We start from the raw sequence: 9,712 nt of genomic DNA on the forward strand, positions 1-9,712 counted from the left end.
CATTTATTGTTCATTTTTCTTTTAACATCTATCGATATTTTCGCCAAAATAACACCTCATCATATAGGGTTATACTGATAATAAAAAAATAGTGAAATCACCGGCTTTTCTTGATCTTGATCAATTGCAATGGCCATTGAAAGCGCAATATATAAATAACCAACAAATTTAATTTAACGCCTCATAAAACGCGTTAAATAAGCGCCCTGTCGATACTCAGAAACGCAAAATAAAAACTAAAGTAACTTTTGTAATTAAAGAAACCACTGAGCAAGACGCTGGCGTAAACGTTATTTTCAACAACTTGCAGATACTCATTATGAAAGAGAAAAAGACAACCATACCGCCTGCCGGTGCAGTCAAGCCAACGACTGCGAATAAAAAACCTCTCCTGATGATGGCGCTGCCGATTATCGTTGCCGTGCTGTTATTGTTCGTCCCGGTCCCCGAAGGCCTGCCGCCGTACGCCTGGCACTACTTCGCTATTTTTGTCGGGGTGATCGTCGGGTTGATTTTTGAACCGCTGCCCGGCGCCGTTATCGGTATCACCGGCGTGGTAGTTATTGCCTTGTGCAGCCAGTGGCTGCTGTTCAGCCCGGATCAGATGGCCGCGCCAGGCTTCAAAATGGCTGGCGCCTCCTTTAAGTGGGCGGTGAGCGGCTTCGGCAACTCCACCGTGTGGCTTATCTTCGGCGCGTTCATGTTCGCCGCCGGCTACGATAAAACGCAGTTCGGCCGCCGCCTGGCGCTGATTCTGGTGAAATATCTTGGCCGTCGCAGCCTGACGCTCGGCTACGCCATCACCTTCGCGGATCTGCTGCTGGCGCCGTTTACGCCGTCTAACACCGCACGCAGCGGGGGGACTATCTACCCGATTATCGCTAACCTGCCGCCGCTGTACGGTTCAAAGCCAAACGATCCGAGCGCACGTAAAATCGGTTCCTATCTGATGTGGGTAGCGATCACCGCCGCCTGTATTACCAGCTCGATGTTCCTGTCGGCTCTGGCCCCGAACCTGCTGGCCCTGGCGCTGGTCAAAAGCATTGTTGGCATCAATATCTCCTGGGGCACCTGGTTCATCGCCTTCCTGCCGCTGGGTATCCTGCTGATTCTGGCCATGCCGCTGCTGGCCTACTGGTTCTACCCGCCGGAAGTGAAAGTCAATAACGAAGTGCCGCTGTGGGCCGCGCGTGAACTGGAAAAACTGGGCAAACTGTCGCGCAATGAAATTCTGCTGCTGGTATTCGTCTGCTTCGCGCTGATGATGTGGATCTTCGCCGCCGACTGGATCGAACCGGCGCTGGCTGCCCTGCTGGTTATCGTGCTGATGCTGTGGACCGGCGTGCTCTCCTGGAGCGATATCACCAACAACAAAGCGGCATGGAACACCTTTGTCTGGTTCGCCACCCTGGTGGCACTGGCCGACGGCCTCTCCTCCACCGGCTTTATCGCCTGGCTGGGTAAAGAGGGCGGCGCGCTGATGAGCGGCATCTCCCCGGGGATGGCGACCATCGTCCTGCTGCTGGCGTTCTACCTGCTGCACTATCTGTTTGCCAGCACCACCGCGCACACCACCGCGCTGCTGCCGGCCATGCTGACCATTGCCTCGACTATCCCTGGAATGAATATGGAAGTGTTTGTCCTGCTGATGGTCACCTCGCTAGGCGTGATGGGGATCATCACCCCGTACGGTACTGGCCCAAGCCCAATCTACTACGGCAGCGGCTACCTGCCGACCAAAGATTACTGGCGCCTCGGCACCATCTTTGGCGCCATCTTCCTGGCCGCCCTGCTGCTGATTGGCTATCCGTGGATGTCCATGATGTTCTGATTCATAACCGCCGGGACTACCCCGGCGGTTTTTATCTTTATGGAGTAAGTGACTATGTCGACTAAACCGTTTGTTTATCAGGATCCGTTTCCGCTGGCGCACGACGATACGGAATACTATCTGCTCAGCAAAGAGCACGTCTCCGTCGCCGAATTTGACGGCCAGCAGGTCCTGAAAGTAGAGCCGCAGGCGCTGACCCTGCTCGCTCAGCAGGCCTTCCACGACGCCGCCTTTATGCTGCGCGTCTCCCATCAGCAACAGGTCGCCTCGATTTTGCTCGACCCGGAAGCCAGCGATAACGATAAATATGTCGCCCTGCAGTTCCTGCGCAACTCGGAAATTGCCGCCAAGGGCGTGCTGCCGACCTGCCAGGATACCGGCACCGCGATTATCATGGGGAAAAAAGGCCAGCGCGTCTGGACCGGCGGCGGCGATGAAGCCGCTCTGGCGCAGGGCGTTTACAACACCTATACCGAAGATAACCTGCGCTACTCACAGAACGCGCCGCTGGATATGTATAAAGAGGTTAACACCGGCACCAACCTGCCGGCGCAGATCGATCTCTATAGCGTCGACGGTGAAGAATATAAGTTCCTGTGCATGGCGAAAGGCGGCGGTTCCGCCAACAAAACCTATCTGTACCAGGAAACCAAGGCCCTGATCACCCCGGCGAAGCTGAAAAACTACCTCGTTGAGAAGATGCGCACTCTAGGCACCGCCGCCTGCCCGCCGTACCACATCGCGTTTGTGATCGGCGGCACCTCAGCGGAAGCGACGCTGAAGACCGTCAAACTGGCCTCGACCCGCTATTACGACGGTCTGCCGACCGAAGGTAACGAACACGGTCAGGCGTTCCGCGACGTGCAGCTGGAGCAGGAGTTGCTGCAGGAAGCGCAGAACCTCGGCCTCGGCGCGCAGTTCGGCGGGAAATACTTCGCCCACGATATCCGGGTGATCCGTCTGCCGCGCCACGGCGCCTCCTGCCCGATCGGCATGGGCGTCTCCTGCTCCGCCGACCGCAACATCAAGGCGAAAATCAACCGCGACGGTATCTGGATCGAGAAGCTGGAGAGCAATCCGGGAAAATATATTCCTGAACATCTGCGTCAGGCCGGCGAAGGCGAAGTGGTAAGCATCAACCTGAATCAGCCGATGAGCGAGATCCTGGCGCAGCTGTCGGCACATCCGGTCTCCACCCGCCTGAGCCTTAACGGCACCATTATCGTGGCCCGCGACATCGCCCACGCCAAGCTGAAGGAACTTATCGACAACGGCGAGGCGCTGCCGCAGTACGTCAAAGATCACCCGATCTACTACGCGGGCCCGGCAAAAACGCCAGCCGGTTACGCTTCCGGCTCCCTCGGCCCAACCACTGCCGGCCGCATGGACTCTTACGTTGATCTGCTGCAGTCCCACGGCGCGAGCATGGTGATGCTGGCGAAAGGCAACCGCAGCCAGCAGGTGACCGATGCCTGCCATAAACACGGCGGCTTCTACCTTGGAAGCATCGGCGGCCCGGCGGCAGTGCTCGCTCAGCAGAGTATCAAGAGCCTCGAGTGCGTGGCCTATCCGGAACTGGGGATGGAAGCTATCTGGAAAATCGAAGTGGAAGATTTTCCGGCGTTTATCCTCGTCGATGATAAAGGCAACGACTTCTTCCAGCAGATCCAGAATAAGCAGTGCGCGGGCTGTAAACAGCACGGCTAACGCTATCCTCTGACGCTGATATCAGGCCGTCGCCGTTTGGGCGACGGCTTTTTTTATGTCCGCATTTCCCCAGCTTGAATTCACTTCGCACCAGGCTATGCTCAACTACAAGCCCTCCGTTTTTTGCTGAAAAATAACAATAATTGTTATCTCAGGTGCCTCAATGAACAGGATGAGCATCGTTATCCTCTGGGCGCTGGCGCTGCTGGTGCTCCAGCCGGCGCTGGCCGCCGAACCGCGACAGCAGCCAACCGCGCGCGAGCAGGCACGCACGGTCACGATTTTCCACCAACCTGTCGTCATGTTGCAGGCCACTTTTGGCCAGACCACGCCCGAAGAGCGCGTTTTGCGCACCCGTAGCGCCCTGCGCGCCTTCACCGAAGATGATATTCGCCAGCCGCTGCGGGTCGTGCCGGTTATCCGCTATGGTCAGCCAGGTCGGCTGTTTCTGATGAACGGCAAACCGGTGCTGCTGCTGAGCCAGGCGGATCTCGACGAGGGCGATGATTTAACCCTCGACCAGGCAGCCCAGCGGGTGCTGGCGCGTATGGAAGCCCAGCGCACCAGCCTCCAGGAGCAGTTCAACAACCGCTATCTGTTCATCTCCGCCGGTAAAGCCCTGGCCGGGGCGCTGCTGCTGGCGCTGTTTTACTACGGCGCCTTCCGCGCCTGGCGGCGGGTGCGACGCTTTTTCCTGCTGCGGATCCTCGAAAAACGTAGCGCCATACCGCAGCACTGGCGGCGCTATCTCGGCAATATTGAAGTTCGACTCTATGCTGTGCTGGTCATCCTTCTCGGCATGCTGGCCTGTTATCTCTGGCTGAGCTGGGCCTTCAGCCTGTTTCCCTGGACGCGGGTGTGGAGCGAATCGCTGGGCGACTGGTCGCTGGGGGTGATCCGCGACCTCTCTCTGTCGATTGTCGCCTCCCTGCCGGGGCTGATGATCGTGGTGCTTATTTTCCTTCTCACCTGGCTTATCATTCGCCTGGTGAAGGTGGTTCTCGACCAGGTCGCCGCCGGCCGCATTCAGGTTCCCGGCATTCATCCGGAGACCGTTAGCGCCACCCGTCGGCTTATCTCGGTGGTCATCTGGTTGTTTGCCCTCTCCGCCGCCTACCCGTTCCTTCCCGGCGCCAACTCTCTCGCCTTCAAAGGCATTAGCGTGTTCTTCGGCCTGATGCTGACCCTCGGGTCAACCGGAGTGATGACCCATGCGATGAGCGGCCTGGTGCTGATCTACTCTCGGGCGCTGCGCAAAGGCGACTGGATCCGCCTCGCCGATAATGAGGGTCAGGTCAGCGAGATTGGCGTGCTGGCGACCAAAATTCTCACCCGCGAAAATTACATCGTTACCGTCCCGAACGCGGTGGTGGTGAGCGGGAAAATTATTAATCTCAGCGCCGAAAGCGCCGACGGTGGAGTCAACCTCACCACCAGCGTCACCATCGGCTACGATACGCCGTGGCGTCAGGTCCATGCGCTGCTGGAGCTGGCGGCGAGACGCACCCCGGGGATCGATCAGCAAATTGCGCCGGTGGTGCGTAAGCTGGGATTGCTTGACTGGTACACCTCGTATGAGCTGCAGGTGCGCTTACTCCCCACAACCAAGCTACCGGATGGCCGCAACGCATTGCATAGCAGCATTATTGATGTGTTTAACGAATTCGGCGTGCAGATTATGTCGCCGAACTTTGTGATGCAGCCAAAGGCGGCGGTAGTGGTGCCGCAGGAAGCCTGGTACGCCGCGCCGGCCGTCGCGCCGCAGAAGCCTGAGAAATAAGGGTTAACGTAGCGGCATTTCGCCGGGTGGCGGCTGCGCCTTACCCGGCCAGGGGTTCGTGCGGCCTGTCACTCATTTACCCATTTGCGCGACTGAAACTGCCGGTGCTGGCGGCCTCAAAATCGCTGAGACGTTCCCGGAAGGCCGGGGCAGCCCGCATGGATGCGGGCTGAGGGCCGTGTTTTGCAGGGACGCTGCCTCGGCCCGACCCGCAGCCTGCAGGGATAAGTCGAAGGTACCACGCAGTGGCGATTTTGCTGGCCGGAGCCCGGGGGTACAGGGGGCGGCGGCGACTGGCCGCCCCCTGTGCGCTCCCTGCGCCATACGAGACATAACGCAGAAGATCAACCGGGAGCGCAATCTGCCCGGAATTAACATAGAAGTTGTAGCCCTGCCAAACATAGTGCGAACAGGGACATTTCCGGTTGTGCCGCCATTTCGCCGGGTGGCGGCTGCGCCTTACCCGGCCTACGGGGTCTACAGGCGATCTTCGCTTCCCAGGCCCGGCAAGCGCCGCGCCGGAGGGCAATCTATCGGCGCCATACCCGCCATTTCGCCGGGTGGCGGCTGCGCCTTACCCGGCCAGGGGTTCGTGCGGCCTGTCACTCATTTACCCACTTGCGCGACTGAAACTGCCGGTGCTGGCGGCCTCAAAATCGCTGAGACGTTCCCGGAAGGCCGGGGCAGCCCGCATGAATGCGGGCTGAGGGCCGTGTTTTGCAGGGACGCTGCCTCGGCCCGACCCGCAGCCTGCAGGGATAAGTCGAAGGGACCGCGCAGCGGCGATTTTGCTGGCCGGAGCCCGGGGGTACAGGGGGCGGCGGCGACTGGCCGCCCCCTGTGCGCTCCCTGCGCCATACGAGACATAACGCAGAAGATCAACCGGGAGCGCAATCTGCCCGGAATTAACATAGAAGTTGTAGCCCTGCCAAACGTTGTGGTCCTGCCAAACATAGTGCGAACAGGGACATTTCGGGTTGTGCCGCCATTTCGCCGGGTGGCGGCTGCGCCTTACCCGGCCTACAACGACTGCCGGGCAATCCTACTCGGACGCCGACTCACCCCTGCGCGGCGTCGATGTCGTCAAACACCTGCTGCGCCAGATGCATCGTGGCATTGGCCGCCGGCAGCCCGCAGTACAGCGCAGAGTGCATGATCAGCTCTTTTAGTTCATCGCGGGTCACCCCGTTGTTAAACGACGCGCGCAGATGCATCTTCAGCTCCGCCTCGCGATTGAGAGCGATCAGCATGGCAATAGTGATCATGCTGCGGGTATGGTGATCGAGCCCCGGACGCGTCCAGGTCTCGCCCCAGGCATAGCGGGTAATAAAGTCCTGAAACTCATCATTCAACGGCGTCAGATGCTGCAGCGTACGGTCGACGTGGGCGTCGCCCAATACTTTGCGCCGTACCGCCATCCCGTCCTGATAGCGCTGTTTATCATCCATGGCGTTCCCCCTGGAAAAAGCTCAGCAGCGCCGAAGTAAAGCTTTTCGGCGCCTCAATGTTAGACAGATGCGATGCTGCCAGAACCACCACCTCGGAGGCGGGGATCTGCTGCTGCAGGAAATGAGCGTCACCGACCGTGGTGACAGGGTCACTTTCCCCGGCGATGATTAGCGTCGGCAGCGGGATCTGCCCCACTTCGCCCCGCAGGTCGGCGGCGGCCAGCGCCTCACAGCAGGCGGCATAGCCTTCAGCATCGGTATGGGTCAGCTGGTGACAAAGCGCCTCGACCACCTCCGGCGCCTTCTGGCGAAACGCGTGGGTGAACCAGCGGTCTGCCGCTCCGGCGGCCACCACCGCCATCCCCTCCTGACGTACGGCCCGCGCCCGCGACAGCCAGCTAGCCTGATCGCCAATGCGCGCCGCGGTGTTGGCGACCGCCAGACCATGAAAACGCTCCGGCGCAAAGCGTCCCAGCCACAGGCCGGTCAAACCGCCCATCGAGATCCCGCAGAACCAGGCGCGGTCGATATTCAAGTGATCGAGCAGCGCAATCACATCCTCACCCAACTGGGCGAGGGTCACTTTGCCATTTTTCGTCGTTTTACCGTGGCCGTGCGTGTCGTAGCGCAGCACCCGGAAATGGGCGGTTAACGCCTCGATCTGCGGCTGCCACATCGCCCGGGTGGTGCCCAGTGAGTTGGAGAGGACGATAACCGGCGCGCCATCCGGCCCGTCGAGTTGATAATCAAGATTCATCACGTTGCTCCTGATAACGCGCCAGCACCTGGCGCACAAAGCGTTCGGCGCTGCCGGTCGCCGTTGCCGGGTCCAGCAGCGTGGTTAAGCGTTCACGAGAGAGATACTGACTGACCTGTGGGTCAGCCGCGAGCAGATCGACCAGCGGGCAGTGACGGTCCAGCGCCTGGCGGCACAGCGCCTCGATATGATGATGCGCCTCGGCTTTGCCGATGAATTCCGCCAGCGCCAGAGTCACCGCCTCAGCCATAATCAGCCCATGGGTGATATCGAGATCGGCGCGCATTTTCTGCGGGAAAACCTGCATGTCGCGCACCAGCGCCTCGCTTTGCGCCAACGCCCCGCCCACCAGGGTAATTAGCTCCGGCAGGGTCTCCCACTCCGCCTGCCAGCCGCCCAGCGCCCGCTCATGCTGCTGGAGTTGGCTGGCGTAGAGCGTCGCCATCAGCCCCGGCGTACGCTGGGCGGCGGTCAGGATCGCCGCGCAGGCCACCGGATTGCGCTTATGCGGCATCGTCGACGAACCGCCGCGACCTTCCGCCACCGGCTCGCCCACCTCAGCCACTTCGGTCTGCATCAGCAGGGAAAAGTCGTTAGCGAATTTACCCAGCGTGCCGCAGACGCCGGCGAACCAGGCGCCCGCCTCCAGCAGCCGATCGCGCTGGCTGTGCCACGGAGTATCCGGCAGCGACAGCCCGAGGATCTGCGCCAGCGCCAGGCCAACCGCCGGCCCTTTCTCTTTTAGCGCGTCCAGAGTGCCCGCGGCGCCGCCAAACTGCAGCGCCAGCAGCCGCGGACGCATCTCGCGCAGCCGCTGCTGCCAGCGCAGGAGCGCGTCGAGGGTGCCCGCCAGCTTCAGGCCAAAGGTCACCGGCAGCGCGTGCTGCATCCAGGTCCGGCCCGGCATCACGGTATCGCGATAACGATCCGCCTGGAGAGCCAGGGCCGCCAACAGCTGCTCAAGCAGAGTCTCAGCGGCATCCAGCGCCCCGCGCAGCTGGAGCACCAGTCCGGTGTCGATGGCGTCCTGGCTGGTAGCGCCCCAGTGAACGTAGCGCGCAGCCTCAGGATCTTGCGCTTTTACCTTCGCCGTCAGCTGTTTCACCAGCGGGATGGCCAGATTACCGGCTCCCACCGCCGCCTCGCCCAGCGCGGCAAAATCGATGGCCTCGTGGCGGCAGGCCGCGACAATTGGCCCGACCGCTTCCGGCGGCACCATCCCGCAGGCGGCCTGCGCTTGCGCCAGCGCCGCTTCAAAATCCAGCATGCCCTGCACCCGCTGCGCGTCGCTGAACCAGTCGGTTAGCGGACTGCTGCGCAGCATCGGGGTCAACAAACTCATTCTGGCTCCTTAAACACGTTCAATAATCAGGGCGATCCCCTGTCCGACGCCGATGCACATGGTGCACAGGGCGTAGCGGCCGCCGGTCCGTTTCAGCTGATAAGCTGCGGTCATCGCCAGCCGGCCGCCGGAGGCGCCGAGCGGGTGGCCCAGCGCAATCGCCCCGCCGTTAGGGTTCACGTGGGCGGCATCGTCCGGTAAGCCCAAATCACGGGTCACCGCCAGCGCCTGCGCGGCGAAGGCTTCATTCAGCTCAATGACATCCATCTGGCCTAATGTCAGGCCGGTCTGCGCCAGCACCTTGCGCACCGCCGGCGCCGGGCCAAAACCCATGATCCGCGGCGCCACGCCCGCCGTCGCCACGCCGACCACCCGGGCCAGCGGCTGAAGATCGTTGGCCGACAGCGCCGTCTCGCTGGCCAGCAGCAGCGCGCAGGCGCCGTCGTTAACCCCGGAGGCGTTACCGGCGGTAACGCTGCCGTCGGCGCGCACCACGCCGCGCAGTTTAGCCAGCGCCTCCAGCGAGGTGCTGCGCGGGTGCTCATCGCGGCTAAACAGCAGCGGCTCGCCTTTGCGCTGCGGCACCTGGACGGCGATCAGCTCATCGGCGAAACGCCCCGCCTCTTGCGCCGCGGCGGTACGCAACTGACTGCGTAAGGCGAACGCGTCCTGATCGGCACGGGAGATAGCAAACTCATCGGCGACGTTTTCCGCCGTCTCCGGCATGGAATGCACGCCGTACAGGGCTTTCATCTGCGGGTTAATAAAGCGCCAGCCGATGGTGGTATCCTCCATCTGCATACTGCGGCTAAAGGCGCTCTCCGCTTTCCCCATCACAAACGGCGCG

General features: G+C 61.2%; 7 protein-coding genes. 3 read left to right on the forward strand and 4 right to left on the reverse strand.

Annotation, left to right across the window (positions count from 1 at the left end; genetic code table 11):
* Positions 1-319: 319 nt before the first annotated feature.
* The 3 genes from KHQ28_RS11205 (at position 320) to KHQ28_RS11215 (ending at position 5,318) form a co-directional block, all read left to right on the forward strand.
* The gene (locus tag KHQ28_RS11205) at positions 320-1,831 is read left to right on the forward strand and encodes an anion permease (RefSeq protein WP_004148278.1); all 1,512 of its coding nucleotides are present in this window, start codon (positions 320-322) and stop codon (positions 1,829-1,831) included.
* 54 nt (positions 1,832-1,885) lie between these two features.
* Complete coding sequence (gene fumA, locus KHQ28_RS11210) at positions 1,886-3,538, forward strand: class I fumarate hydratase FumA (protein WP_004152246.1); 1,653 nt, start codon at positions 1,886-1,888, stop codon at positions 3,536-3,538.
* 163 nt (positions 3,539-3,701) lie between these two features.
* Complete coding sequence (locus KHQ28_RS11215) at positions 3,702-5,318, forward strand: mechanosensitive ion channel family protein (RefSeq protein WP_029505513.1); 1,617 nt, start codon at positions 3,702-3,704, stop codon at positions 5,316-5,318.
* Positions 5,319-6,376: 1,058 nt separating this feature from the next.
* On the opposite strand, the gene pcaC is transcribed toward KHQ28_RS11215, so the two are convergent.
* From pcaC to KHQ28_RS11235, 4 genes are all read right to left on the reverse strand, one after another.
* Complete coding sequence (gene pcaC, locus KHQ28_RS11220; RefSeq protein WP_004143067.1) at positions 6,377-6,766, reverse strand: 4-carboxymuconolactone decarboxylase; 390 nt, start codon at positions 6,764-6,766, stop codon at positions 6,377-6,379.
* Complete coding sequence (gene pcaD, locus KHQ28_RS11225) at positions 6,759-7,523, reverse strand: 3-oxoadipate enol-lactonase (protein WP_004151556.1); 765 nt, start codon at positions 7,521-7,523, stop codon at positions 6,759-6,761. Before pcaD ends, pcaC begins: the two co-directional genes overlap by 8 nt.
* On the reverse strand, positions 7,513-8,865 hold the full coding sequence (locus tag KHQ28_RS11230) for a 3-carboxy-cis,cis-muconate cycloisomerase (RefSeq protein ID WP_032419017.1): 1,353 nt from the start codon (positions 8,863-8,865) through the stop codon (positions 7,513-7,515). Before KHQ28_RS11230 ends, pcaD begins: the two co-directional genes overlap by 11 nt.
* A gap of 9 nt (positions 8,866-8,874) precedes the next feature.
* Positions 8,875-9,712: acetyl-CoA C-acyltransferase (locus KHQ28_RS11235; protein ID WP_211777605.1), on the reverse strand; the 838-nt coding region annotated here is incomplete at its 5' end.

It is taken from the genome of Klebsiella sp. 28 (genome assembly GCF_018223905.1).
Taxonomy (GTDB): domain Bacteria; phylum Pseudomonadota; class Gammaproteobacteria; order Enterobacterales; family Enterobacteriaceae; genus Klebsiella; species Klebsiella pneumoniae.

Excerpts from the sequence above, each read along its gene's own strand:
- KHQ28_RS11215 (WP_029505513.1), top strand. The coding sequence starts at position 3,702 with ATGAACAGGATGAGCATCGTTATCCTCTGGGCGCTGGCGCTGCTGGTG.
- fumA (WP_004152246.1), top strand. The coding sequence starts at position 1,886 with ATGTCGACTAAACCGTTTGTTTATCAGGATCCGTTTCCGCTGGCGCAC.
- KHQ28_RS11230 (WP_032419017.1), bottom strand. The coding sequence starts at position 8,865 with ATGAGTTTGTTGACCCCGATGCTGCGCAGCAGTCCGCTAACCGACTGG.
- pcaD (WP_004151556.1), bottom strand. The coding sequence starts at position 7,523 with ATGAATCTTGATTATCAACTCGACGGGCCGGATGGCGCGCCGGTTATC.
- pcaC (WP_004143067.1), bottom strand. The coding sequence starts at position 6,766 with ATGGATGATAAACAGCGCTATCAGGACGGGATGGCGGTACGGCGCAAA.
- KHQ28_RS11205 (WP_004148278.1), top strand. The coding sequence starts at position 320 with ATGAAAGAGAAAAAGACAACCATACCGCCTGCCGGTGCAGTCAAGCCA.